This is a genomic window from Thiococcus pfennigii, assembly GCF_016583835.1.
GTDB lineage: Bacteria > Pseudomonadota > Gammaproteobacteria > Chromatiales > Chromatiaceae > Thiococcus > Thiococcus pfennigii.
The window spans coordinates 139,995-165,747 of sequence record NZ_NRRW01000001.1; the positions used below are offsets into that span (position 1 = coordinate 139,995).

24 protein-coding genes are annotated in these 25,753 nt (G+C 70.1%); 10 read left to right on the forward strand and 14 right to left on the reverse strand.

The window, feature by feature from the left end:
• The first annotated feature begins 192 nt into the window (after window positions 1–192).
• On the forward strand, window positions 193–717 hold the full coding sequence (locus tag CKO41_RS19075; RefSeq protein ID WP_242463840.1) for a ChaB family protein: 525 nt from the start codon (window positions 193–195) through the stop codon (window positions 715–717).
• Between the two features lie 33 nt (window positions 718–750).
• Here CKO41_RS19075 and CKO41_RS00590 read toward each other — a convergent pair whose 3' ends face one another.
• The 3 genes from CKO41_RS00590 to CKO41_RS00600 all read right to left on the reverse strand — a co-directional run bounded on the left by CKO41_RS00590 (window position 751) and on the right by CKO41_RS00600 (window position 2,851).
• On the reverse strand, window positions 751–1,560 hold the full coding sequence (locus CKO41_RS00590) for an SDR family oxidoreductase (RefSeq protein ID WP_200380946.1): 810 nt from the start codon (window positions 1,558–1,560) through the stop codon (window positions 751–753).
• Between the two features lie 249 nt (window positions 1,561–1,809).
• Window positions 1,810–2,400 (reverse strand): hypothetical protein, encoded by a 591-nt coding sequence (locus CKO41_RS00595; RefSeq protein WP_200380947.1) that lies wholly within the window; start codon window positions 2,398–2,400, stop codon window positions 1,810–1,812.
• Window positions 2,401–2,518: 118 nt separating this feature from the next.
• On the reverse strand, window positions 2,519–2,851 hold the full coding sequence (locus CKO41_RS00600) for a 4a-hydroxytetrahydrobiopterin dehydratase (RefSeq protein WP_200380948.1): 333 nt from the start codon (window positions 2,849–2,851) through the stop codon (window positions 2,519–2,521).
• Between the two features lie 239 nt (window positions 2,852–3,090).
• On the opposite strand from CKO41_RS00600, the gene CKO41_RS00605 reads away from it, so the two are divergent.
• Both CKO41_RS00605 and CKO41_RS00610 read left to right on the forward strand, forming a co-directional pair.
• Complete coding sequence (locus CKO41_RS00605) at window positions 3,091–3,507, forward strand: calponin homology domain-containing protein (protein WP_200251083.1); 417 nt, start codon at window positions 3,091–3,093, stop codon at window positions 3,505–3,507.
• 389 nt (window positions 3,508–3,896) lie between these two features.
• Entirely contained in the window at window positions 3,897–4,910 is a 1,014-nt protein-coding gene (locus CKO41_RS00610; protein ID WP_200380949.1) for an MlaD family protein, read from the forward strand.
• Window positions 4,911–5,071: 161 nt separating this feature from the next.
• Here the strand turns inward: CKO41_RS00610 and CKO41_RS00615 are convergent, their stop codons facing one another.
• From CKO41_RS00615 to CKO41_RS00635, 5 genes are all read right to left on the reverse strand, one after another.
• Entirely contained in the window at window positions 5,072–5,419 is a 348-nt protein-coding gene (locus CKO41_RS00615) for a hypothetical protein (protein ID WP_200380950.1), read from the reverse strand.
• Window positions 5,419–7,149, reverse strand: coding sequence for an Hsp70 family protein (locus CKO41_RS00620; RefSeq protein ID WP_200380951.1), 1,731 nt, complete (start codon window positions 7,147–7,149; stop codon window positions 5,419–5,421). Before CKO41_RS00620 ends, CKO41_RS00615 begins: the two co-directional genes overlap by 1 nt.
• Window positions 7,150–7,253: 104 nt before the next feature.
• Window positions 7,254–7,913, reverse strand: coding sequence for a nucleotide exchange factor GrpE (grpE, locus tag CKO41_RS00625; protein WP_200380952.1), 660 nt, complete (start codon window positions 7,911–7,913; stop codon window positions 7,254–7,256).
• Window positions 7,913–8,206 carry a J domain-containing protein gene (locus CKO41_RS00630; protein WP_200251072.1) on the reverse strand — a complete coding sequence of 98 codons (294 nt, stop codon included), beginning with the start codon at window positions 8,204–8,206 and terminating at the stop codon, window positions 7,913–7,915. Before CKO41_RS00630 ends, grpE begins: the two co-directional genes overlap by 1 nt.
• Window positions 8,203–10,800, reverse strand: a complete 2,598-nt coding sequence (locus CKO41_RS00635; RefSeq protein WP_200380953.1) for an ATP-binding protein — start codon at window positions 10,798–10,800, stop codon at window positions 8,203–8,205. Before CKO41_RS00635 ends, CKO41_RS00630 begins: the two co-directional genes overlap by 4 nt.
• A gap of 224 nt (window positions 10,801–11,024) precedes the next feature.
• On the opposite strand from CKO41_RS00635, the gene mutS reads away from it, so the two are divergent.
• The 5 genes from mutS to CKO41_RS00660 all read left to right on the forward strand — a co-directional run bounded on the left by mutS (window position 11,025) and on the right by CKO41_RS00660 (window position 20,190).
• Window positions 11,025–13,592, forward strand: coding sequence for a DNA mismatch repair protein MutS (gene mutS / locus CKO41_RS00640; protein ID WP_200251070.1), 2,568 nt, complete (start codon window positions 11,025–11,027; stop codon window positions 13,590–13,592).
• 216 nt (window positions 13,593–13,808) lie between these two features.
• The gene (locus CKO41_RS00645) at window positions 13,809–14,612 is read left to right on the forward strand and encodes a PGAP1-like alpha/beta domain-containing protein (RefSeq protein ID WP_200251069.1); all 804 of its coding nucleotides are present in this window, start codon (window positions 13,809–13,811) and stop codon (window positions 14,610–14,612) included.
• A gap of 147 nt (window positions 14,613–14,759) precedes the next feature.
• Window positions 14,760–16,121, forward strand: a complete 1,362-nt coding sequence (locus tag CKO41_RS00650) for a TrpB-like pyridoxal phosphate-dependent enzyme (protein ID WP_200251068.1) — start codon at window positions 14,760–14,762, stop codon at window positions 16,119–16,121.
• 291 nt (window positions 16,122–16,412) lie between these two features.
• A complete protein-coding gene (ppsA, locus tag CKO41_RS00655; protein WP_200251067.1) occupies window positions 16,413–18,785 on the forward strand; it encodes a phosphoenolpyruvate synthase in 2,373 nt (790 codons plus the stop codon).
• 295 nt (window positions 18,786–19,080) lie between these two features.
• Complete coding sequence (locus CKO41_RS00660; protein WP_200251066.1) at window positions 19,081–20,190, forward strand: ATP-grasp domain-containing protein; 1,110 nt, start codon at window positions 19,081–19,083, stop codon at window positions 20,188–20,190.
• A gap of 27 nt (window positions 20,191–20,217) precedes the next feature.
• Here the strand turns inward: CKO41_RS00660 and CKO41_RS00665 are convergent, their stop codons facing one another.
• Together CKO41_RS00665 and CKO41_RS00670 are read right to left on the reverse strand one after the other, a co-directional pair.
• Window positions 20,218–20,673: a DUF1842 domain-containing protein gene (locus CKO41_RS00665; protein WP_200251064.1), complete on the reverse strand. Its 456-nt coding sequence runs from the start codon at window positions 20,671–20,673 to the stop codon at window positions 20,218–20,220.
• Between the two features lie 191 nt (window positions 20,674–20,864).
• On the reverse strand, window positions 20,865–21,563 hold the full coding sequence (locus CKO41_RS00670; RefSeq protein WP_200251062.1) for a response regulator transcription factor: 699 nt from the start codon (window positions 21,561–21,563) through the stop codon (window positions 20,865–20,867).
• A 508-nt stretch (window positions 21,564–22,071) separates the two neighbouring features.
• Between CKO41_RS00670 and CKO41_RS00675 the strand changes: the two genes are divergently transcribed.
• Entirely contained in the window at window positions 22,072–22,938 is an 867-nt protein-coding gene (locus CKO41_RS00675; RefSeq protein WP_200380954.1) for a diacylglycerol/lipid kinase family protein, read from the forward strand.
• Between the two features lie 9 nt (window positions 22,939–22,947).
• The gene (locus CKO41_RS00680; protein ID WP_200251137.1) at window positions 22,948–23,406 is read left to right on the forward strand and encodes a hypothetical protein; all 459 of its coding nucleotides are present in this window, start codon (window positions 22,948–22,950) and stop codon (window positions 23,404–23,406) included.
• Here CKO41_RS00680 and CKO41_RS00685 read toward each other — a convergent pair.
• From CKO41_RS00685 to CKO41_RS00700, 4 genes are read right to left on the reverse strand one after another with little or no spacing between them, the layout of a single operon-like run.
• Window positions 23,393–24,196, reverse strand: coding sequence for an energy transducer TonB (locus CKO41_RS00685; RefSeq protein WP_200380955.1), 804 nt, complete (start codon window positions 24,194–24,196; stop codon window positions 23,393–23,395). The genes CKO41_RS00680 and CKO41_RS00685 overlap by 14 nt on opposite strands.
• The gene (locus CKO41_RS00690) at window positions 24,196–24,618 is read right to left on the reverse strand and encodes an ExbD/TolR family protein (protein WP_200251134.1); all 423 of its coding nucleotides are present in this window, start codon (window positions 24,616–24,618) and stop codon (window positions 24,196–24,198) included. The genes CKO41_RS00685 and CKO41_RS00690 overlap by 1 nt, the downstream gene beginning before the upstream one ends.
• The gene (locus tag CKO41_RS00695) at window positions 24,615–25,007 is read right to left on the reverse strand and encodes an ExbD/TolR family protein (protein ID WP_200251133.1); all 393 of its coding nucleotides are present in this window, start codon (window positions 25,005–25,007) and stop codon (window positions 24,615–24,617) included. Before CKO41_RS00695 ends, CKO41_RS00690 begins: the two co-directional genes overlap by 4 nt.
• A complete protein-coding gene (locus tag CKO41_RS00700) occupies window positions 24,997–25,686 on the reverse strand; it encodes a MotA/TolQ/ExbB proton channel family protein (RefSeq protein WP_242463853.1) in 690 nt (229 codons plus the stop codon). Before CKO41_RS00700 ends, CKO41_RS00695 begins: the two co-directional genes overlap by 11 nt.
• Window positions 25,687–25,753 lie beyond the last annotated feature (67 nt).

The following is a 25,753-nucleotide window of genomic DNA, read 5'->3' on the forward strand; positions in this document are numbered from 1 at the left end:
GTCGTTGAAATCGCCAAGATGCCTTACCCGAGCCCTGCCCACCCGCTCGGTAAAGGCCGCTACGGCGCCCGATGCAGGTCGCACGCGGCGCCCGTCGGGTGTCGGCAACGCGCGCTGGCGTGACGAAGCGGTCATCGTGCAACGGCAGCCCCGGCAACAGCAGACCGACCCCCGACCCGACGAGGCCGAACCATGCCCTACGACACGAACGCGGACCTGCCCCCGTCGGTCCGCGACAACCTCCCAGACGCGGCCCAGACCATCTACCGCAAGGCATTCAACAGCGCCTGGGAGCAATACGAAGATCCCGCGGATCGCCGCGGCGACGCGTCGCGCGAAGAGACCGCCCACCGAGTCGCCTGGTCGGCCGTAAAAGGCTCTTACGAGAAGCGAGATGGTCACTGGCGGAAGAAGGATTGGGCTCACCCCGCGCAGGCTACGTGCCGCTCAGCACCCCAGGCCGATAGCCCCACCGGCGGTCCGACGGCCGCGGAGAATCGACCCCGCACCGGAGCGGATAGCCGCGGAAGATCCAACCCACACATCGCACCAGGCTACCGCATGCTACGTCATGCGTACCTTAGGAACGGTGCGGAAACAACCGATACAAGCACATGGAAGACAAGAAACTACGAAACGCGCGAAAGTCGCGACAAACACCGAATTCTCCCGCGTATATTCTGCCTTTTCGTGTATTTCACGTGTTTCGTAGTTTAAGAGAAGATGCGCCGGTTGTTCTTGAATCGTCACTCAACGTTCCATCACGCGGCGCCTGCGAAACGGGGCCGACAAGAGGCGGCCCAGCACGCGCCGAGGCGTCAGCCAGGCGATGCGCACGCCATGGCGCCGATTCGCGAGCACGCGCGCGGCGAGCACCGGGGCGACCGTCTCGACCCGATCGCCGAACAGGTCGATGAAGCGCGCGATGCGAGCCTCCTGCCCGGGCCGGATACTCAGGGCCAACAGGTCGGTGACGACGATGCCCGGATTGATCCGCCCGAGTCGCACGGGCGTACCGCGCAGCTCGGCGACGAGCGATCGGGTGAAATAGCTAACCGCCGCCTTGCTCGTGCCGTAGAGGGCGCTGCCAGGCCGGCGCTCGTTGCCGCTGCCCCAGCCCTCCAGGTTGAAGATCTGACCGTGCCCCTGAGCCAGCATGCCCCGCGCCGCGACGCGGGTGCCGTAGAGGGTGCCGAGGAGGTTGGTCTCGATCAGCGAGCGGATCGTTGCCGGATCGTGCTCCCAGAAATCCTGCTCGATCGAACCGATCGCCGCATTGTTGATCCAGATGTCGACACCCTGGAAGCGCTCGACGGCCGCCTGCCAGAGGGCCTGGGCCTCGTCCGCGTCAGCTACGTCGCCGGCCCGGCCGAGCACCCGATCGCCGCCCGCTTCGCCAGCCAGGACGGCGACGGCCTGGGCCAGCCGTTCGGGATCGCGGCCGTTCACGACGACGTGGCAATCGTGGCGCAGAAAGGCCTGTGCCATACCGAGGCCCAGCCCCTTCGTGCCCCCGGTGATGACTACGACGGGCGAGCGCGGGAAAGAATCTCCAGCCATGGTCAGGAAACCGACTCCCTCAGTTGATCGACTGCTCGTGGGCTACGAGGTATGTACCCTAGTGCCTCGCTCCAGAAATACCGAGGCCGCTTTCATGTCGCTCTATGATGCGAGCGCCGTAGGAGCCCGCTTGCGGGCGACTACGACGCGCTCGCCGCTGCAAAGAACGCCCGCAAGCGGGCTCCTACTACGCGCCACGCGGGGATTGCAGGCAGCGACGCGCGGTCTCGGGAATCGCGCAGTCTTGCACTAGCTGCCGGGACAGGGCGCGAAGAAGTCGTCCCGTTGCGCCTCGAGGCACTTGTCGCTCGTGTAGGTCGTGCGGCCCGGCGTGCCGGCCTCGCGCTGCTCCTCGCGCTCCATCTCGAGGAGCTGCCGGGCTGGCCCACAGGCCTCGGCCGCGGCACAGGCACCGTCGGCGCCGCAGACCTGCCCGACCAACACCTCGCAGGGCGAACGACCGAGGATGGGCGCGCCCCCGGCCACCTCCGGCAGCGGCGTCGACGGCGGCAATGGCCGGCGCGACTCGAGGATCTCCTGGTTCGGCACGACGCGACCGGACTCGACGGTCAGCTCGCGCCCGTCGTCGAGCCGGTGGACGCCATCCCAGAGTTGGGTCTCCTCGCCGTCGATGGTGACGGTCGGGCGGTTCGTCCAAGGGTCGATCTGGACCTGGCCGCCACCCCGCAGGGTGCCGCTCCAGGACTCGGCAGCCGCCGGCTGGGCGATGAGCGCCAGCCCAAGCAGCAGCGGCGCGCCCAGGGACGACCAAGATAGCCGCCCCACGCCACCGGTCGGCCACCATCGTGGCGCGAAGTCCGTCACGTCGATCCTCGGCATGCGATTCCTCGGCCCGGCCGCGCGAGACCGATGACGCCGGCGGCCAGGTCGTCCGCTCGCCGCGAAGGACCCCGGGTAGCCCGATCGACGGGTTCAGGAGCCACGCGAGACCCTCCGTCTAGAGGGCATCCGTTTTGGCCGCCATCACGAAGTCGTTGCGGTGCAACCCCCGGATCTTGTGAGACCACCAGGTAACTACGACGCTGCCCCACTCGGTCGTGAGCTTGGGGTGATGGCCCTCGGCCTCGGCGATCTCGCCAACCCGGTTGGTGAAGGCCAGAGCCCGGGCGAAATCCGGGAAATCGAACCGTCGCTCCAGCTGCGCGACACCGTCACGGGTCTCGACGGACCACTCCGGGACCTCCCGGCGCAGGGCCTCGAGCTCCTCGCCGGTCACCTGCGGCGCATCGGCGCGGCAGGCCTCGCATCGTTGTCGAGTCAGTTCGGTCATCGGCTAGCTCCTCGATCGATGTGGACACCAGGCCGCGATGCGCAAGCGACGGCCCTCTTTCCCTGGGTTTGGGTCTGTTTCCTGAAGACTTCAACCTCGCCGCGACAGTCTCGCGCACCGCCGAGAGCAGGCGAATCACGACGCGTCGCAGCGCACGCCCCTCGGCCCGCAGTGACTTGTTTCGGCGCCCAGCGACCGCCACATCGCGGGTATCCACCGAGCGACGAGGCGAGTGCGACATGAGCGACCTAACCCCGGACGAGCGACGCGCCCTGACGCAGCGCGCGATGAGCCTCCTCGACGGCTGGCGCCTCCCGCCTCCCCAGATCGCCGCCCTCCTCGACCTGCCGGACGGGATCAGGTCGCGCGCGATCGGGCGATTCCGCGATGGCGAGGCCCTGCCGGACGAGGCCGAAGTCAACCGCCGCCTCCACTATCTGCTGCGCATCGAGGATGCGTTGCGCACCTCGTTCCCGCGCAGCCCCGAGATGCGCGACCTCTGGATCCTGCGCGGCAACCGCCGCTTCGGTCGCCGCACGCCGCTCGCGGTCATGCTCGAGGACGGCGAGAGCGGCTTCATCGCCGTCCTGTCGCACCTCGACTGCACATTCGCCTGGGATCTAACCGGCTCGAAGACGCGCTATGGCGCAGCCTGACGGGCCTGACGCGACGGCAAGACGATCCGGCTCCCGAGCGCCTTTCGCGAGGGCTCGAATCACAATGGTGCCGTCAGCCGTCAGCAAAGAGCCTGTCGCCCCGTTCATACTTGGCTCGTCGCCCCTTCCCCCTTCGCCGATGGGCGAGCCGCCGATCGGGCAGGATGTCGCGAAGGCGCCGCGTGGCCTGGGCTGAAGGCAGGCGCCCCTCCTCCCGCTGATCAGGTCACCTCGAAAGAGGCTGCAGAACGGTTTCGTCGTGCCCGTCATCAGCGCGGCGCTTCCAGGGCCGGCCTTTCTCCCGCACAATAAGTCCCTTTGGCGCCACGTAGCGCCTCTGTCGGCCGTTGGGCGCCGGCGCGCACCCCGGGGATCGACCGCACATGGGCATGAGAGAAAGAGTCAATCCGACCCTGATCGGCGCATTCGTCATCGGCGCCGTGGCTCTCGCCTTGATCCTAGTGATCCTGCTGGGCGGCGGCACGCTCTTCCAGCAATCGCGCCATTTCGTCGTGGTCTTCGACCAGTCCCTGCACGGCCTCTCCGTCGGCGCCCCGGTCGCCTTCCGCGGCGTGCCGATCGGCCAGGTCACGTCGATCAACCCGGTCATCGACGCCGACGGCGGCAAGCTCAGGGCCGTCAACATGATCGTCGACATCGAGATCAATCGCGGCCAGATCCGCTCCGCTAAGACCTCCCTCGTCGACATGGAGAGCTACAACGACGACGAACTCGCCGACTTCTTCGACCAGCAGGGCGTGCGCGCCCAGCTCGCGTTGCAGAGCCTGCTGACCGGGCAACTCTTCGTCAATCTGGACTTCTTCCCGGACAGCCCAGTCAAGAAGGTCGAGATCACGACGCACCACCCGCAGATCGCGACGATCGAGACAGGCCTCCAGCGCCTCGGACGGACCATCGACACCCTGCCGATCGATCAGATCATCGAGAAGTTCACCAATGTCCTCGACGGTCTCGACCGAGTCATCAACGCCGAGGAGATCCCCAGGATCCTCGCCGCGGCCCAGGGCACCGCCGAGTCGAGCGAGCGGATCGCGACCGGGATCGAGCAGCAACTCGATCCGATCATGACCGATCTGCGCGGTGCCGCGGCCGCGGCCAACCAGGCGCTCGGGCAGGCGCAGGACGCCCTCGACCTCGAGGACGGACCGGCGGGCGAACTGCTGCGCAATCTGACCCGCGCGGCCGAGACGGCGGAGGGCACGCTGGCCGAGGCACGCACCGCATTGGCCCAGGTCGACCACCTCCTCGGCGACCACTCGCCCGAGCGCCAACGCATCCAGGCCATGCTCGGCGAGTTGACCTCCGCGGCGCGCTCCTTCCGCGTCCTCGCCGACTACCTGGAACGCCACCCGGAGGCCCTGATCCAGGGCAAGCGGCGCTGACGCGGGGTTGGAAACGAATCAACCGACAGGACTCACGTCACGCCTCTCGACCGTTCCGACGACCCCCATCCACGAGGAAGCGGTCCACTACCGTCTCTAATCGGCGGCACCACTCGGCCGCCGATGTCGGGTCGCGCTGAGCCAATCCGACGAACGCCCGGTCATCGCTCAATCGATACCTCGCCCAGCGGCCTGCCCCCCGGCCCCTCGACCCCCGGGCGGCCGAGCGCCCGGGCGAGGGCCTGGAGGTGCGCGTCGATCTCCCGCTGCCGATGCGCACTGGCGAAGGCCAGCAGGTGATCGATCAGCGGGTCCTCGACGAGGCGGCGGGCCCGCCCGATGGCGACGAGCGCGGCGTCCGTGTCCGCGGCGGCCAGCCGCTCGATCGCATGCGCCAGGAGCCGCCCGGCGGCCCGTTCGGCGTCGAACGCTAGAGACAGGTCCAGACCGCAGCGCCGGCAGCGCTCGGCGCCGTCCCAACGGGCGCGGCAGGTCGGGCAGCGCTCCATCAGGACTCCAAGTAGTAGACGAGGTCCGAGAGGGCGTTGACGGCCTCCTCGATGGCCGCCGCATCGCCGCCCGCGAGGGCATCGCGCAGCGCCTCGGCGAGATCGACGAGGTCCTCGCGGTCCTGCGGACTGGCCCCGTCCATCAACCGCTCGGCCTTCTCCAGCAGGGCCTTCGCCGCAACGCGCTCGCGCCGCTCCTCGGGCACCCGCTCGGCCTCGCCGTCGATCAGCACCGACAGCCGTTCGCGCGCCTCGGTCAATTCCTCCTGCTCGAAGCGCGTCGTCGCGTTGTCGATCGTGGTCCGCGCCTCCAGCCCGGTGCGCTTCTCGCGCGAGGTGACATGGAGGATGCCGTTGATGTCGAGCGAGAAGGTCGTGACGATGACATTGCCGGCCGGCACATCGCTCAGGCCCTCGATACGGTAGGAGCCGATCTCGGTATTGTTCAGCGCATCCGGGTCCTCGCCCTGGTAGACCTTGACATCGATCGCCTTCTGTCCGTCATCGATCGTCGAGAAGGCCTCGCTCTTGGTCACCGGGATCGGCGTGTTCTTGCGGATCAGCGGGATGTAGGTGTACAGGTAGGGCTCGCCGTCGAGCAGCCCCAGGGCACTCGTACCGAAGGTGTAGGGCGTCACATCGACGAGCACGCGCGCGACCTGCTCGCCGGCGATCACGGCGGCCTGGATCGCCGCCCCGGTCGCGACGCACAGCTCCGGGTCCACCTCGCTGCGCGGCTGGATGCCCAGTTCCTGCTCGATGCGCTGCTGGATCAGCGGCGTGCGCGTCGCCCCGCCGACCAGCAGGACCTCGTCGAGGTCGGAGACCGTGAGGCCGGCCCCCTCGAGGGCGATGTGCATCGCCTCGAGGGTCTCGTCGATGAAGGGGGCGATCATCGCCTCGTATTCGCTGCGATCGAGCTCGAGCGATAGGTGCACAGGCTTGCCGTCGTGTTCGAGCAGGTACTCCTCCTCGACGCGTGCATAGGGGGCGTCGCTCAGCGCGATCTTGGCCGTCTCGGCCGCACGCGCCAGGCGGGCCATGGCACCGCGGTCGCCGCTCGGGTCGACGCCCTTCTCCGCCTCGAGCCAACCGACCAGGCGCTCGACGAGCTTGGCGTCGAAATCGTCGCCGCCGAGGTGGTTGTTGCCGTGGCTCGCGAGGACCTCGGTGACGTCGCGGTCGAGGCGCACGACCGAGACGTCGAAGGTGCCCCCACCGAGGTCGTAGACGAGGATCGTCTTGGCCTCGGCTTGATCGACCTCGTAGGCCAACGCCGCAGCGGTCGGCTCGTTGATGATGCGCACGACCTCCAGCCCGGCCAGGGCGCCGGCGTCGCGGGTCGCCTGGCGCTGGGCATCGGAGAAGTAGGCCGGCACCGTGATCACGGCCTTCTCGACCGGCTGTCCCAGGTCGTCCTCGGCGGCCTGCTTGAGGCGGCGCAGGATCAGCGCCGAGATCTCCTGCGGCGTGTAGGCCTTATCGCCCATCTCGACCTTGGCGTCCTCGCCCATGCGCCGCTTGATCGAGCGCACGGTCCGCTCTGGATAGAGCGGATATTGGTTGCGGGCGGCCTGCCCGACCAACAGGCGCCCGTCGTCGGCCAACCCGACGACCGAGGGCAGGATGCGGCTGCCGTCGACCTCGATGACCCGTGCCTGTCCGCCCTGGACGATGGCCACCTCCGAGTTGGTCGTCCCGAGATCGATTCCGATGATGATGTCGCTCACGATGCTCACCTGCTGAGGCAAAAATTGGGGAACGCGGACGAGCGGGCCGCCCGCGCGAAGCTGTTCGATCGGAGATTCGGCGGCGCGCCGGGCGCGACGCGCGGTCAGTTGCGCTCGCGCCGGTTGACGATGACCTCGGCCGGACGCAGTAGCCGATCATGCCGGAGGAAGCCCCGACGACGCTCGGCGACGACCTCGCCGTCGTCGCGCGCGGGGTCCTGGACGATCTCGCCGACCTGCATCGTCTGCGGATCGAAGGGCCGGCCGACGACCGGCAGCGGCGCCACCCCACGCCGCGCCAGGGTATCGTCGAGTCGCCGCAGGGTCATGGCACCGCCCTCGGCGAGCGCCGCGACGAACTCGCGCGCCCCACCGCGCCGTGCGAGCCAGCCGGGACGATACCGCTCCGCCTGCTCGTGACCGGCCTGCAAGCGGTCGCGCAGATCGAGCAGCTCCAGCAGCAGGTCGCGGTCGACCTGCTGGGCGATCTCGCGCTCGGCCTGGTCGCGCCGCTCCAACTCGGCGGCGAGTCGGTCGTTGGCGGTGCTCAGCCGCTCGAACAGGGCGCGAAACTCCTCGAGCGCCGACTTCAGATGGCGGGATTCGTGCCGGACCTCGTTCTTCAGCCCGGCGAGCTCGCTGAGCAGCGTGAAGAGGTCGGGGGCCTCCGACGCCGACGCGACCTGGCCATCCCGGCCATCAGGGGCCTGCTCGAGGTAGGCGCGGAACCGCTCGAGGAGTTGCTCGCGGGCGCTCTGATCCATCAGCCCTCACCCCGCAACAGGGCGGCGAAGAGCGCCGCGTCCGGACGGCCGGGCGGGCCGAGCGGCGCCGCCTTGTCGAGGATCTCCTGCGGCGTCGGCGCTGAGGTATCGAACAGGGCATGGGCCAGGCGGTCGCGACGGGTGCGCAGGGCCTCGTAGGCGGTGCGCAACGCCTCGAAGCGCTGTGGGTCGCGTTCGGGCGGAAAGCGCTTGATGCCTTCCACATAGGCGGCGTGTACGGCCGCGTCGTCGGCACCCTCGGGGATGCCCAGCGTGAGGTACGGATCTGTCATTCGAAGAGATCGGGTTGAATGAAGCCGGTCGCATCGCGCGCGCCGTCCTTGGTGCCATTCTTGTCGATCGGTCCCTTGGCCTTGGCCGGCCCCTTGGCCTTGGCCGGTCCCTTGGCCTTGGCCGATCCCTTGCCACCGAGGATCGGCGGCAACAGCGGCCCGGGGCCGAAGCCGCCACCCGCGCCCCCTTCGAGATCATCCCCGATGACCGAGAGCATGATCTCGATCAGGGCCTCGCGCCCGATCTCGCGCTCGAGCCGCTTGAACTCGGCCTTGTCCTTCGGGCTCATGGGCGTCTGATCGAGCACCGCATCGAGGCCCATCGTGTTCAGCACGGTACGTAGCACATCGGCCGGGTCGGGCGGCGAGTCGCCGGAGAACGGGAATGGCGGCAGCGGATCTCCGAAGAAGGGCATATCGGCCTCCTTCAGCAACTCCTCCAGGCGGTGCGCGGTCCGCCGATCGTCCTCCTGCAACGCGCGGTCGATGGCGACATCGAGCCGGTCCAGCGCCGCGTCGCTGACACGGCGGTAGTTGCCGCGGTAGGTCGCCTCGAAGGCATGCAACTCGAAGACCGGGGCACCGGGCCAGCGCTTGAGCGCCAACTTCGCGAAGGCCAGCCGCGCATTGTCGAGCCCGGCCCGGCGCAGGGTCTCGCAGGCGCCATGGACCTCCTGCAACGACAGATTCGCCGCGGCCGCCGCCTTGAGCGACTTGTCGAGCAGGCGTCCCACGAGGCGCGGTAGCCGCTCGCCGGCATCGAGCTGGCCACGCAGCCGGGCGAAGAAGGCGAGCAGGTCGTCGCGCGCGATGGCGCGCGTGGGCGGCAGGCCAAGCGCCTTCAGGGTCGCCTTGGGATCGTCGCCGAAGGCGGCCGCCTCGAAGACGATCGCGAGCGCCGCATCCAAGGGGCCGGCCAGGCGCTGGCCGAGCCCGCGCAGCCGCTCGATCCCGGCCGCGTCGTCCTCGCCGAGGTCGACGAAGGCCGCCGTCAGCGCGTGACGCTCGCGCAGCCGCTCGCTGTTCGCCCAACCCTCGGCCTGGGCCAGCTCGCGGCGCGCGAGATCGCGCCGCCCACCACGGGCCTGCTTGCGTGCGTGGGCGAGATGGGCGTTGACCAACCGCTCGCGGACCCCGCCGTTGATCGGGTCCAGGGCCAAGATCTGCCGGGCGAGACCAGCGGCCTTCTTGAAGGCACCCCCGGCGATCGCCGTATCCAGTGCCGCCGTCAGCAGCCGCACATCCTCCGGCCAGCGCCCCTGGGCCAGATCGAGCAGCCGGCGCGCGCCCTTGAGCGACCGGCGGGCCAGATAGAAGCGGATCAGCCCCAGATGGGTCTCGCGATCGTCCGGATCGTATCGCAGGCTCTCCTCGAGGGCGGCGACGACGGCCGCCTCGAGTTCGTCGTCGTGCCCAGCCGGCAGGTGCTCGAGGAGCTTGTTTCGACTGTGCGCGCGACGCAGGGCCAACGCGACCTCGACTGCCTCGTCGCTGCCCGGCGCGGGCGCGGCGTCGCCATGGCACGCCGCGGCCCAGGACCGCCAGGCATGGAGGATGGCCCAGGCGTCTGGCCTGCGCTCGGCGTGCCAGGCCGCGACCAGGTGGCTTTCAGCCTCCGAGAGGCGACCCAGACCCTGTTTGGCCGCCCATTGCAGGCTCTTCGGAAAATCGTCCTTCAGCAGCCGCAGCCCGCGACGTCGCACCCAATCCGGCCCAAGCTCCCCCCGGTGGCGGATCATCAGGCGCAGCAGCTCCGCCGGGGCCGGGTCCGGGCCGAGTCGGGCGAGCTCCAGCCACAGGGCCTGCCGAGCCGGGCTCCAACCCCGCAGCGTGAGCGCAAAGCGCTGCGCCGACTCGCCGACGGCGTACAACTGCTCGGCGAGCTCGGCCTCCGGCAGCGTCGCGAGGACGGCGGCCCGGTGCAAGTCGGCGAAGCCGGCCGCGACCTTGGCGCGCCCGAGCTGTGCGGCGGCCTCCTCGGGGCGCTCCGGCAGACGCTGCAGGGCCTTGAGGATCTGGACCAGATCGCGATAAGGCGAGCGAAACGGGATCACGCCGAGCGCCGCAGTCAAGCCGGCCTCGTCGCCGCGACAGTAGGCGGCCAACGCCTCACGGGCAGCCTGCCCGTGGGCCAGAATCGGATCGTCGGGCGGGAGATCGCGGCCGATGTCCTCGGTGCCGGCTAGCCAGTGCGCCGCCAAATGGGACCGCAAGTCGGCGGCCATTTCGGCCGGCAAGCGCTCGGCCTCGTCGCGATAGAGGGCGAGGACCGCACGGAGGTCACCGACCCGCAGCAGCAACGCGATCTGACGCGGGTCGAAGGCCACATCCTCGCCAAGCAGGCGGCGATTCTCCCACATCACCAGGGCCTCCTTGAGGAGCCCCTTGTCGCTGAGTTGCTGGGCACGCCCGGCGTAGGCGGCCGCGAGCCCCTCGCGCACCTCCGCGGACGGCTCCCGTTTGAGCAGATCCTTGAAGGCGGCGATCGCCTCGCGGAAGCGCCGGTCGGCCAGATGCCGGCGGGCGCCCTCGGCGAGGTCGCGGCCAGACTCCCGTGGGTTCGACGGCTGTTTGGATCTCTTCTTCGCTTTCATCCGTCCAAATTATCCTGAAACCTAGGCACCGTCGCCAGGGGCTCGGCCCATCCGACTGGCCGGCGCGCAGATGTGCCGAGCGGCCTTCTCCGGCACAATGGTGGATCGCTCGCCGCCCCGCGCACCCGGCCCAGCCGCCGACGCGCCGAATCGAGACCCGCCGCGGCGGGTCCCCGACGCCCCGGCGGCCACCGCCTCGGCAGGTCACCGACTCCCGTTTCCCAATGAGCAAGACAGACACCCCTTCCCACACCCCCGTCATGCAGCAGTACCTCCGAATGAAGGCGGAGTACCCGGACATGCTGCTGTTCTACCGAATGGGGGACTTCTACGAGCTCTTCTACGAGGACGCCGAGCGCGCCGCGCGGCTGCTCGACATCACGCTGACCAAGCGCGGCCAGTCGGCCGGGCGCCCGATCCCGATGGCCGGGGTCCCCTACCATGCCGCCGAGGGCTACCTCGCGAAGCTGGTGCGCCAGGGCGTGGCGGTGGCGATCTGCGAGCAGATCGGCGACCCGGCCAAGTCCAAGGGGCCGGTCGAGCGGGCCGTCGTGCGCGTCGTGACACCCGGCACCCTGACCGACGAGGCCCTGCTCGATGACCGCCAGGAGAACCTGTTGGCGGCGATCCACGCGGGCCCCGAGGGCGTCGGACTGGCCGTGTTGGAGCTCTCCAGCGGGCGCTTCGCGGTGCAGGAGTTGGCCGGCCGCGAGGCCCTGGTCGGCGAGCTGGAGCGGCTGCGCCCGGCCGAGATCTTGATCGCCGAGGACAGCCCGCTGCCCGATGCCCTGTCGCTCGCGCGCGGCATCACCCACCGCCCGGCCTGGCACTTCGACCCCGACAGCGCCCGGCGCCTGCTCTGCGAGCAGTTCGGCACCCGCGACCTGACCGGCTTCGGCTGCGCCGACTTATCGCTCGCGATCGGCGCCGCCGGCTGCCTGCTCCAGTACGTCCAGCACACCCAGCGCGCCGCCCTGCCCCACCTGCGCGGGCTCACGACCGAGCGGCGCGACGAGGCCGTCCTCCTCGATGCGGCGACGCGCCGCAACCTGGAGATCACCGCGAGCCTCTCGGGCCGCCCCGAGCACACGCTCGCCGGCGTCATGGACCGCACCCGCACCGCGATGGGGGCGCGGCTCCTGCGCCGCTGGCTCGGGCGACCGCTGCGCGAGCGCGCCGCCGTGGCGGCCCGTCACGAGGCGCTCGCGACCCTGCTCGCAGGCGGCCTGGAGGCCGACCTGCGCGAGGTCCTGGCCGGCATCGGCGATCTGGAGCGGATCCTCGCGCGCGTCGCGCTCGGCTCGGCTCGGCCGCGCGACCTCGCGGTGCTGCGCGACTCGCTGGCGAGCCTGCCGGCGCTGCGCGCCCCGCTCGCCGCCATCGACGACGCCCTCCTGGTCGGCCTGAGCGACGACCTCGGCGACCAGGGCGCGACGGTCGCGCTCCTCGAGCGGGCCATCATCGCGAGCCCGCCCCTCCTGATTCGCGACGGCGGCGTCATCGCCCCCGGCTACGACCCGGACCTCGACGCCCTGCGCGACCTCTCGGCGAATGCCGACCAGTTCCTCCTCGACCTGGAGGCGCGCGAGCGTGCGCGTACCGGCATCGCCGGCCTCAAGGTCGGCTACAACCGCGTCCACGGCTACTACATCGAACTCGGCCGCAGCCAGGCCGAGCGCGTCCCGACCGAGTACGTGCGCCGCCAGACGCTCAAGGGCGCCGAACGCTACATCACTCCCGAGCTCAAGCGCTTCGAGGACGAGGTGCTGAGCAGCCGCGAACGCGCCCTGGCCCGCGAGAAGGCCCTCTACGAGGCGCTTCTCGAGCGGCTGCGCGAAGGGCTCGGACCGCTCCAGCTGGCAGCCACCGCGATCGCGACCCTCGATGTGCTCGCCGACCTCGCCGAGTGCGCCCGGCGCCTCGGCTGGCAGCGCCCCGAGCTGGTCGAGGAGCCCGTCATCGCGATCGAGGGCGGGCGCCACCCGGTCGTCGAGCAGGTCCTCGATGCGCCCTTCGTCGCCAACGACTGTCGGCTCGACGATCAGCGCCGTCTGGCCGTGGTCACCGGGCCGAACATGGGCGGCAAGTCGACCTTCATGCGCCAGACCGCGCTGATCGTTCTGCTCGCCCATGCCGGCAGCTTCGTCCCGGCGCGCCGCGCCCGCCTCGGCCCGATCGACCGGATCTTCTCGCGCATCGGCGCCGCCGACGACCTCGCCGGCGGGCGCTCCACCTTCATGGTCGAGATGGAGGAGACGGCCAACATCCTGCACAATGCGACCGACCGAAGCCTGGTCCTGATGGACGAGGTCGGGCGCGGCACCAGCACCTTCGACGGCCTATCGCTGGCCTGGGCCTGCGCCGTGGAACTCGCGACCCGCCTGCGGGCCTTCACGCTCTTCGCGACCCACTACTTCGAGCTCACGACCCTGCCCGACGAATATCCAGGCATCGTCAACCTGCACCTCGACGCCGTCGAGCACGGCGAGACGATCGTCTTCCTCCACGAGGTGCGCGAGGGCCCGGCCAACCAGAGCTACGGCCTCCAGGTCGCCGCCCTTGCCGGCGTGCCGCGGGACGTCATCGGGCGGGCCCGCGAGCGCCTGCGCGAGCTTGAACGCACGGCGCGGGCACACTCCGAGCGCGGCGCGACCCAGCTCTCGCTGCCGCTCGACGCCCCGCGCAACCCGGCCGTCGAGGCCCTCGCGGCCCTCGACCCGGACAGTCTCTCGCCACGCGCCGCCCTCGATGCCCTCTATCGCCTCAAGGCCCTGGCCTTCGAGCGGGCCTAATGCACGATGCAAGGGCAACCGGCACATCTTCTTCGAACTACGAAACACGCGAAACACGCGAAACACGCGAAAAGGCTGAATGAACAAATTGTTATCCGCTGTTTTTCGCGACTTTCGGGTATTTCGTAGTTTCTTTTCTTCCACGGGCCCGTGTAGGTTGTTTCGGCACCGTTCCTAAGGCCCGCGCCACCGCACCGCCGCCATCAAGGAGTCACGATGCCCAAGACCCCGTCCTGCGACGACCGCTGGCTGCTCCACGCCACCGCCCCACTGCGCCTCGCGCTGGAGGGCCGCGCGGGCTGGGAGCACGGCGCGACGCTCGCCGCCCAGCCCCTGCTCGCGCGCGCCCCGCGCGGCGACGGCCACCCGGTCCTCACGCTGCCGCTGATGCTCGGCAACGATCTGCCGATGCAGCCGCTGCGCGTCTATCTCGCGGGGCGCGGCTATGCCCCTTACCCCTGGGGACTCGGCATCAACCTCGGGCCACGCGGCGACCTGCTGGCCCGCTGCCTCGCACGACTGCACGACCTGCACCACCGCCACGGGCGGCGTGTCAGCCTGATCGGCTGGAGCCTGGGCGGCCTCTATGCCCGCGAGCTCGCCAAGGAGGCGCCGGAGGCGGTGCGCCTCGTCATCACGCTCGGCACGCCCTTCACCGGCGCGCCCCGCCCGGCCGACCTCTGGCGGCTCTACGAGCGCCTCACCGGTGAGCCGATGGGCCTGCCCGAGCACCACGGCCCGCTCGATCGGCCGCCGCCGGTGCCGACCACGTCGATCTACAGCCGCAGCGACGGCATCGTCCCCTGGCCATGCAGCCGCGAGCGCGAGGGACCTCAGAGCGAGAACATCGAGGTCGAGTCGAGCCACCTCGGGCTCGGGGCGCATCCGCTCGCCTGGTACGCGATCGCCGAGCGCCTGGCCCAGCCCGAAGGCGCCTGGCGCCCGTTCGAGCGGCGCGGCTGGCGGGCCCTGCTCTACCCGGATCCGCGCCGCGCGCGCACCCCGGCGGCGCCTTGGTGAATCCTTAGTGAATCATTGAGTAGCGCGATGCTCGCGCCGGACGACTCGAAGGCGGACAATAGCCGCGCCCGAGCCCGGCACCGCCCGGGGCGCGCACAGCACGACAAAGACCGCGATCACCCATTGCACAGGAGGCTCCACAGGCCCATGAGCGATACCGTCAAGTTCCTGCTCCCCGAGCAGGACATCCCCAAGTCCTGGTACAACATCACCGCCGATCTGCCGACGCCCCTACCGCCGGTCCTGCACCCCGGGACCAAGCAGCCGATCGGCCCCGACGACCTGGCCGTCATCTTCCCGCGCGCCGTCATCGAGCAGGAGATGAGCCAGGAGCGCGAGATCGAGATCCCGACCCCGGTGCGCGACGTCTACCGCCAGTGGCGCCCATCGCCGCTGTTCCGCGCCAGGCGCCTGGAACGGGTACTCGGCACCCCGGCCAAGATCTACTACAAGTACGAAGGGGTGAGCCCGGCGGGCAGCCACAAGGTGAACTCGGCGATCGCCCAGGCCTTCTACAACAAGCAGGAGGGGGTACGGCGCATCGCGACCGAGACAGGCGCCGGCCAGTGGGGCTCGTCGCTGGCCCTCGCCGGGGCGCTGTTCGACATCGAGGTCGAGGTCTACATGGTCAAGGTGAGCTTCCAGCAGAAGCCCTACCGCCGCGCCATGATGGAGACCTTCGGCGCCCGCTGCATCGCCAGCCCGAGCGACACGACCGAATCCGGCCGCGCCGTCCTCGCCGAGCACCCCGACAGCAGCGGCAGCCTCGGCATCGCGATCAGCGAGGCGGTCGAGGTCGCCGCGAAGAACGACGACACCTGCTATGCGCTCGGCAGCGTGCTCAACCACGTCCTGCTGCACCAGACCGTGATCGGCCAGGAGGCGATGCGGCAGATGGAGATGGCCGGCGACTACCCCGACATGATCATCGGCTGCACCGGCGGCGGCAGCAACTTCGCCGGCCTCGCCTTCCCGTTCCTCGGCGAGCAGCTGCGCGGGGGCCGCCGGGTCGAGTGCATCGCCGTCGAGCCCTCCGCCTGCCCGACCCTGACCAAGGGCCGGTTGGCCTACGACTACGGTGACACCGCCCACCTGACGCCGCTGGTCAAGATGTTCACGCTCGGCTCCGGCTTCGTCCCGCCGGGCTTCCACGCCGGCGGCCTGCGCTACCACGGCATGGCGCCACAGGTCAGCCACCTGGCCGACCTCGGGCTCATCGACCCACGCTCCTACAACCAGCTCGAATGCTTCGCAGCCGGCATCCAGTTCGCGAAGGCGGAGGGGATCATGCCGGCCCCGGAGGCGACCCACGCGATCCGCGCCGCCATCCACGAGGCCGAGCGCTGCCGCGAGGCCGGCGAGGCGAAGACCATCCTCTTCAACCTCTCCGGCCACGGCCACTTCGACATGCAGGCCTACACGGACTACCTGGGCGGCAAGCTCAAGGACCTCGTCTACGACGAATCCGAGGTCGCGATGGCCCTGGCCGGCCTCCCATCGGTCGCCTGACGAAAAGAGAAAAGGGGTCAAAAAGAGAAAAGGGGTCAGAGCCCTTTTTAATCCCCGGTCAAAAAGGGCTCTGACCCCTTTTGACCCATGTAATCTTTTGCATTGATATACGCGGATGCCGACGACCGCGCGTTCGGTTATCTTGCGGATTTACTTTGGGGTTATTGTGCGACCGTTGCCGCCGCCGGCGCGGACCGTTCGCGTGACCGCCTCGCCGCGCCATGCGCTACCCGCCCCTGGTCGGCTCGGACCCCGCCGTCAATCCTGTTCCGAACCTAGAGAGAGTGTGCGATGACTGATTACGTCCGCTGGTTGAGCGACTTGGGGATGGACGATGTCCCCGTTGTAGGTGGCAAGAATGCCTCGCTAGGCGAGATGATCCGTCACCTCACGGCGGTCGGCGTCCAGGTCCCGGGTGGGTTCGCGACGACCGCGGATGCCTATCGTGACTTCCTCGCGCAGGACGATCTCGCCGGCCGCATCCAGGCCGAACTCGATAGCCTCGACGTCGACGACGTCGCCCGCCTGGCCCAGACCGGTCCGCGGATCCGCGGTTGGATCATGAACCAGCCCTTCCAGCCGGCCCTCGACGCCGCCATCGAAGAGGCCTACGCACGCCTGACCCGGGAGGCCGGCGGCGAGGTCTCCTGGGCCGTGCGCTCCTCGGCGACCGCCGAGGACCTGCCCGACGCCTCCTTCGCCGGCCAGCAGGAGACCTTCCTCAACGTGCGTGGGCTCGCCCAGATCAAGCACGCGATCCACGAGGTCTTCGCCTCCCTCTTCAACGACCGCGCCATCGCCTACCGCGTCCACCAGGGCTTCGAGCACCGCCACGTCGCCCTGTCGGCCGGCATCCAGCGCATGGTCCGCAGCGATCTCGCCGCCTCGGGCGTCATGTTCACGCTCGACACCGAATCGGGCTTTCGCGACGCCGTCTTCGTCACGGCCAGCTACGGCCTCGGCGAGATGGTCGTGCAGGGCGCCGTCAACCCAGACGAATTCTATGTGCACAAGCCGACGCTCGCGGCCGGCCGCCCGGCGATCCTGCGCCGCACCGTCGGCAGCAAGGCCATCCGCATGGTCTACGCCGAGCCCGATGCCTCCAGCCCAGTGCGCACCGAGCCGGTCCCGGAGGCCGATCAGGTTCGCTTCAGCCTGACCGACGCCGAGGTCGAGGCCCTGGCCCGCCAGGCCGTGCTCATCGAGCAGCACTACGGCCGCCCGATGGACATCGAGTGGGCCAAGGACGGGCTCGACGGCCGGCTCTACATCGTCCAGGCGCGCCCCGAGACGGTCCAGAGCCGCTCGGGCAGCTGCATCGAGCGCTACCACCTGCGCGGCCGCGGCCCCGTGCTCGCGACCGGGCGCAGCATCGGCCATCGCATCGGCAGCGGCGTCGCCAAGGTCGTGGCCTCGGTCAACGACATGCACAAGGTCCAGCCCGGCGACGTGCTGGTCACCGACATGACCGACCCCGACTGGGAGCCGATCATGAAGCGCGCCGCGGCCATCGTCACGAACCGCGGCGGGCGCACCTGCCACGCGGCCATCATCGCCCGCGAGCTCGGCGTGCCCGCCGTCGTCGGCTGCGGCGACGCCACCGACCGCATTCGCGACGGCCAGCCGGTCACCGTCTCCTGCGCCGAGGGCGACACCGGCTTCATCTACGACGGCGAGATCCCGTTCGAACACAAGACGATCGAGCTCTCGCACATGCCGGAGGTGCCGGTCAAGGTCATGATGAACGTCGGCAACCCGGACCGAGCCTTCGCCTTCGCGGCGACCCCGAACGCCGGCGTCGGTCTGGCACGCCTGGAGTTCATCATCAACAACACGATCGGCATCCACCCCAAGGCCCTGCTCGAATACGACGCCCTGCCCGCCGACCTGCGCGCCCAGATCGCCCCGCGCATCGCCGCCTACCCGAGCCCGCGCGAGTTCTACGTGACCAAGCTGGCCGAGGGCATCTCGACCCTGGCCGCGGCCTTCGCGCCCAATCCGGTCATCGTGCGGATGTCGGACTTCAAGTCCAACGAGTACGCGAACCTGGTCGGCGGACCGCGCTACGAGCCCGACGAGGAGAACCCGATGATCGGGTTCCGCGGCGCCGGCCGGTACATCGCCGAGGACTTCCGCGCCTGCTTCGAGATGGAGTGCGACGCCCTCAAGCGCGTGCGCGACGACATGGGCCTGACCAACCTGGAGATCATGATCCCGTTCGTGCGCACCCTCGGTCAGGCCAAGGCCGTGACCGAGGCCCTCGCCGCCCAGGGGCTGGAGCGGGGCAAGAACGGCCTGCGGCTCATCATGATGTGCGAGCTGCCGTCGAACGCCGTGCTGGCCGAGGAGTTCCTCGAGTACTTCGACGGCTTCTCGATCGGCTCGAACGACATGACCCAGCTGACCCTCGGCCTCGACCGCGACTCGGGCCTGATCGCCGCCGACTTCGACGAGCGCGATCCGGCCGTCAAGCGGATGTTGGAGATGTCGATCGCCGCCTGCCGCAAGCAGGGCAAGTACGTCGGCATCTGCGGCCAGGGCCCGTCGGATCACAAGGACTTCGCCGAGTGGCTGGTCGACCAGGGGATCGGCAGCGTCTCGCTGAACCCCGACACCGTCATCGACACCTGGCTGTACCTCGCCGAACAGCGCAAGGGCCGCTGACCCGGTTGGGCCGACGCGAAAGGCCCAACGCGCCCCCTGCCGGCGTGCGATCCGCCGGCAGGCGCCTGCGCGGGGCGACTTCTGCCCGAATCGCCCCCAGATCCTCTCAGGGAGGCGCTCAAGTATTCAGCGCTTCCCGTGCGGGGCTTACGCCCCGTGCTGATTCTTGGCCAGGACGGCCAATCAATCAGCTTCTCCCGAGGCAATCGCCGACGACCACCGCCCCAGCAGGCGGCCCGGCCCGCTCGGCGGCGGCCGCCAGCCCGGCGGTGCTTTTTCCAATGGTCACGCCACGATGGCCCGCGTCTGGTTCAACCGGACCTTTTCCAATGTCCGCGCCCTCCTCGAGCTCATCCGTCGAGGCGACTCGGCCGGCGAGCACGAGCTCCTGTGCAGCCACACCCAGCCCGGTTTCCCCGGCTTCCTCGCCGCGCACGAGGCCTTCCTCGAACCCGTCCAACTGAAGGGCGACGACTATATCGACTACTGCCTCGCGACCTGCGCGACGCGGGGCATCGATCATCTCTGGCCCGGCAAGGAGGCCGAGCGGCTTGCCGCCGAGCGGCCGCGCTTCGCCGCGGCCGGCGTCGAGGTCCTGAACGTGGCCGCGCCCGAGACGCTCGCGCTGCTGCGCGACAAGGACCGCTTCGGCAAGCGGATGCGGGGTGCCGCGATCCCGCCACCCGACTACCGGGCGATCCACACCGCGGCCGAATTCGAGGCCGCCTATGCGGAGCTGCGCGCCCGCCATCCGGTCCTCTGCATCAAGCCGGCCGAGGGCGTCAACGGCACTGGCTTCCGCGTCATCGACGAGGGCCGCAACGGCGTGCAGATCCTCCTCCAGGGCGCCCTCCACGCGATCCACCTGGCCGGGCTGCGCCAACTGCTGGGGGAGGCGGGAGAGTTCCCGCCACTCCTGCTGATGGAGTACCTGGATGGTCCCGAATACAGCGTCGACGCGGTCGGCGACGGCCAGCGGCTGATCGCCCTGGTCCAGCGCGAGAAGGGCGGCGCCGGCACCTATGGCCAGCGGATCGTCGCGCGCCCGGCCCTGGAGCAGGCGGTGGCCGAGATGACCGCGGCCTTCGCGCTGCGCGGGCTGTTCAATATCCAATTTCGGGAGGGGCGCGACGGGCTGCGACTCTTGGAGATCAATCCGCGCTTCTCCGGCGGCATCGGCTACGGCGCGCTCGCCGGCGTGAACCTCCCCTTCCTCGCGCTCGACGGCCTGATCCACGGCTTCGCCGCGGGGCCGCCGCCGGCCGTCGCGGTCGGGGCGCGGCTGCTGGAGGTGGCGAACGTCTGCCGCATCGGCGACGAGGTCGAGACGGCGGACACCTCGGACAGGGTGCCGGCCGCCGCTCGCCACGTTTGGGACGGGACGCTCGCGACCCTCCCACCCTGACGAGAGGGCCGCGCGGAATGGCCGCGGTCAGTCGCAGACGACTGCGTCCTGCTCAACCTCGCCGGTGCCGCCCTCGAACTCGTATTTGAACTTGCCAGGCGAGCCCCAGTTCGGTGCGACCAACATGCCGTGGAGCCCCTTCGCGCCAGGTGCACTCGCGAAATCGAGGCGCATCGCACAGGAGTCCATCGTGCACATGTAGTACCAGGGACCTTCGATCTCGACCTCGATCGGGTCGAAGGCCGGCCCGACCGCGCCCCACGTCACGGTACCCGTGCCGTTGGCCGTCTTCTCTGGTTGAACGGCGACGACCAAATCGATCGTCAGCTCCGGTGCGCCCGTCATGCCTGCCGGGACTGAGGTCGCATAGCAGGCTCGGAACGACTCGACACCATCACCCGCCGGATCGGAGGCCAGCGTCGCGCCGCTGGCCATCAAGAACGCGGCCGCCAAGGCCGCCGTGCCACCGAAGATGCCTTTCATCTCTGGGTTTCCTCCCATGAGCGGTTTGCGAGGACAAGACCGCCATCTCCGTCCGCCGCTTGGCCACCGGGACGACGGCGGACGGCGGGCGACGGTCAACCCCAAGATCCACTCGACACGGGTGCCCGATCAACCCACGGCATCTGACCACATCTGACCGTATCTGACGGCCAGCGACCCGCTGGCGCGCATCAGTCCCACGCCAGCGGCACCGAGAAGGCGTAGCCAACGCCATGCTCGGTCAGGATCGGGCTCGGCCCGGGCCAGCGAGCAGCGAGCTTGCGTCGTGTGCGCCGCACGAGCGTCTCCAGCGCGCGCGCGGCGCTCTCGTCATCGCGGGCGTAAAGCCCTTCGAGCAGCACACCACGCGCGACGGCCCGCCCATCGCCGAGCGCGAGCAACTCGAGGAGGCGGCACTCCTTTGGGCTGAGTTCGAGCAAATCGCCATCGGGTGTCGCGAGGGCGCGCCGTCGCGCCGAAAGCCGCCACCGCCCCGGGGAGCGGCTCACGGCCCGCAGCCTCTCGTAGCGTCGCGCCAGGCTGGCGATCGCGGCGGCAAGCTCCAAGTCGTCGACGGGCGCCCTAAGGAAGAGGTCGGCACCGGCACGATAGCAGCCGACTCGCAACTCGACGGTGTCCTCGGTGGCGATGCCGATGATAGCGCTCGCGCTGTTGCGCCTTGTGTGATCGATGAGGACCTGCCCCGGCGGATCGGGCAACTCGACGGCGATCAGCGCGACCGCGTAATGCCTGTCGCTCAGATGCCGGCGATAGGCATGGCCGTCGGACACGGCCGTGACTGCGTAGCCAGCTTGGCAGAGGTGCTCGACGAGGCGCGCCCGCACGGCAGTATCGCGCTCGACGAGGATCACGCAGACGGGCTCCGTCATCGCAATCTCCCTATCTGTTCCGGATCTCTTCCGGCGCGAAGCCGGCGTCGTCCGATGCGGCCTGGCCCGACCGATCACCCGCCGGCCGCACATCAGGGCACCTTGAAGGATTCAAGGTGCACGCGCGGGGCAGGGGTGCCCCGCCGTTTTCCGTCGTTACCTCACGTATAGCACCACCGCGGCGCGCGGGACGTCGGCGAGTTCGCAGAATCGGCCGGCGCTGACCACCTCGTCCCGATTCGGGCCGGCGGCTGCGTCGTGTCGACCTCGCGGCCAGGCCCGCCCCTTGAATTAGCGCCGTAGTCCTTCAACCTAAAAACGGCAGGCGACCGGTTCATCATGGATTCAAATCGTTGAAATCGCGAAGGGGCTTTACGTGAGTCCTGCTCACCCGCTCGGCGAAGGCCGCTTCCGCTTCGCGTCTTGAAAGATCGCCCTGATGGCAATTTTTCAAGGTGCCCCCTGGGTTCAATAAGAAACGGCTGATGCCATTGGCTACCCGATCGCTATGTCGCGACGCATCGCCCTCATCGTCAATCCTCGCGCCGGGGCCGGCGATCTGTCGGTCGACCTCCTTGAGCAGCGCCTCGGGAGCGCGGGCGCGTCGGTCACCCGCTACGGGATCGACGCCCTGCGCGACACGGCCGCGGTCGATCGGGCCTTCGCGGATGCCGATGCCGTGGCCATCGGTGGTGGGGACGGCACCATCAATCATTTCATCGCCCCGATCCTGCGCCACGACCTGCCCCTCGGGGTCATCCCCCTCGGCACCGCCAACGATCTAGCGCGTACGCTCGACCTCCCGAGCGACCCCCTGCAGGCCGGTCGGCTCGTACTCGCCGGGCGCACGCGCCGCATCGATGTCGGTCAGGCCAACGACTGCCTGTTCTTCAACGCCGCCGGCAGCGGACTCAGCGTCGCAATCGGCGAGCAGCTGTCACAGGAAGAGAAGTCGCGGCTCGGAGTCGTGGCCTACGCCAAACACCTGTGGCGGCTCCTCGGTCGCGGCGAGGGCTTCCAGGTCCGGATCGACGGCGACGGGCTGAGGCTGCGTGGGCGGATCGTACAGGTCACGATCGCCAACGGCCGGCATTATGGCGGCGGCATGACGGTGCACGACGAAGCCCGCATCGACGATGCCATGCTGACCGTCCTCGTCGTGCGGCCACGCTCGCTGCTGACCTACGTCCGCCACGTCTTCGCCTTCCGCTCCGGGCGCTTCCGCCCCGGCGCGCCGGTGGCCTGCGGGCGCACCCGCCGCCTGACGCTCCGCGCCCACCCGCCGCAGGCCGTCGCCGTCGACGGCGAGATCCGCACGACGACCCCGGCGAAGCTGCGGGTTCTCCCGCAGGCCGTGGCCGTCTATGTCCCCTGAGAGGACCCGATGCACGAGTTCATCAAGCCTGAAGAGACGATTGCCCTGGACGAGGTCGCCCGGCGCGCCTGCGCGTTGCTCGAGGCCTGCGGCATGCTGGTCGATCAGCTTCCCGAAGAGGTCCCTGGTGCGCGACTGGCCTGCGAGCGGACGAAGGTCGCCAGCGCGCTCGAGCGGCTCACCGCCGCCCGCCAGCAGACCGGAGAATTGCCAGTCGCCGGCGACCTGGAGCAGGCCCAGTGGCATTCGCTCGGCCTGCGCCTCAAGAGCCTCTTCGGGGACGGTTCCGGCACCGCCGCCCTCGCCCGTGCCCTATTGAGCGAGTCCGACGCCCTCGCCGCCGAGATCGCAGCCGCCCGGCGATTCGCGCTGCCGCCGGATGTCGCCGATACGTTGCAGGACCTGGCCGAGCGGGTCGCCGACCTGGCCGGGGCGCTACGCATCCCCGCCGGGATCAGCGCAGCCTGAAGTCGATCGGCACGGTGACGGTGAGCTGGGCCTGGCGCATCTCCGGCGGGATCGCCGGCAGCGGCGCCGCTCGGCGCAGCAGGGCCTCGACCTCCTCGTCGAGGAGCGGGTGGCCGGAGCTCTCGAGGATCCGGTGCGAGACCAGGTGGCCGCGGCGGTCGATCGTGAAGACGACCTTGACGGTCCCCTCCTGATGGCGCCGCCGGGCATGGCTCGGGTAGCGCTTGTGACGGTTGAGCCAGGCGGCGAGCCGACCGTAGTAGTTTCCGGTCGCCGCCGAGCCGCTGTCGCCGCCGGCCCCCTGGCCACCACGCGCGCCGCTGCCGCCCCGACCGACCTGACCGGTCTGGCCGTCCCCGGCACTCGCGGCCTGGACGCTGCGCCGCGAGGGGGCCTCGGCGCCGGCCTTGGTCGACGGCTTGGGGGTCGTCTTCTTCACCGGTTGGGGCTTGGGCTTGGGTTTCGGGTCGGACCTCGGCAGGGTGCGGGCGACCGTCGGCGCCGGCGGCTCGACCTCCTGCGCGGCGACGGTCTCGAGCGTCTCGACGATCGGTTCCGGCGCTAGAGGTTCGAGCACCGTCGCCGCCTCGGCCGGGGCCGCGACAGACGCGGCGACCTCGGTGGGCGACGGCCCGCCGCCGGCCGACCCGCCGGGCGGCCCGAGTTCGATCGTGATCGGCACCGCGAGCACCGGCGTCGACGGCCGGGACGTGAAGGCCATCACCAAGGCGGCGTGGCACAGCCCAGCCAGCATCAGCGCGACCAGCCAGTGGCGGGGACGGATCTCCATCAGCCGGCCCGTGCGGTCAACAGCGTGACCCGGGCGACACCGGCGGCCCGCAGGGTATCGAGGGTCTGGCGCAGGTGGCCCGAGCGCACGCCGGCATCGGCCTTGATCGTCACGCGACCGGGCGACTCGCGGTCCGCCGCCCGGTTCTCCGCCGACCAGGCGGCCAGGCGGGCGCCGAGGGTCGCCGGGTCGAGGACCTCGCCATCGAGGGCGAGGCGCCCGTCGGCGCCGATCAGGAGCACCCGCTCCTCTGTGGACGCGCCGTCGCCGTGACGCGAGGCCGGCGGCTCGACCGGGAAGGGGTCACTCGGCGCGACGCGGCCGACGACCATGAAGAAGATCAGCATCAGGAAGATGATGTTGATCAGCGGGATTAGATGATCGTCCTGGCGGCGACGCGCCACCGGCGAGATGAGCTTCATTGCAGGTTCAGCTCCTCGACGCCGGCTGCTACGAGCCGGTCGATGACCGAGATGATGGGTTGGAGCGTCGCGTCGGCGGCCGGCTGGACGACGACGGCAAGTTCCGGGTCGTCGGCGAGGCGCTCGCCGATGGCGCGCTCCAGGCCGGGGACATCGATCGGCTCGCCGTTGAGGTCGACCTGCCCGTCCCCGTGCACGCGCACGAGCACGGCCGACGACTCGGCCCGCCGCTCGCCCTGGGCGAGGGTCGGGGCGTTCATCGTCAACGCCTGCCACTGCTGGAACTGCGAGGCCAGCAGGAAGAACAGGAGCAGGATGAAGACGACGTCGATCAGCGGCGTCAGGCTGATCGCGCGCCCGGCGGGGCGCGCCGGCAGATCAAGTCGCATAGCCGACCTCGACCGCCGGCGCCGGCGCCGCCGCCCGCCCCTCGCCCGCGTACCCCGGCGGTGCCCCGAGCGCGCGCGTGAAGACCCGAGTGACAGCGTCCTCCATCTGGTGGCCGCAGCGCTCGACGCGCCGCTCCAGCCAGCTGTGCACGAGGACCACCGGGATGGCGACGGCGAGGCCGACCGCGGTGGTCAGGAGCGCCTCCCAGATGCCGCCGGAGAGGACCGCCGGGTCGACCTGCGAGCCGACCGCCTCGAGCTGACGGAAGGCCTCGATCATCCCGAGCACGGTGCCGAGGAGACCGAGCAGCGGGCTCAGGGTGCCGATGATCTCGAGCGCCCGCAGGTAGCTGCGCAGCTGCTCGAGCTGCGCCCCGGCGACCCGCACCAACTCCTCGCGCAGGGTCGCGAGATCGACGCCCGGGCGCCCGAGACCCGTCATCGCCAGGTGGACGACGCGGGCCACCGGCTGGGGCTGGTCGGCCATCAAGGCGATCGCCGCGGTCGCCTCGTGGCGATACCAGAGCGCGAGCGCCTCGTCGACGGGCCGGCCGACACCGAGGCGCAGATGCATGAACTGCCACAGCTTGAGCAGCACGATCGCGAGCGCCACCATCGACAGCCCGGCCAGGATCACGACCACAGGACCGCCGGCATCGAAGGCCCCGACGAGTTGCATGAGGAAGGCATCGGGCCAGCCGGCGCCGCCGTCCGACGCCGCGGCCGAAACCGCATCGAGCGGCGGC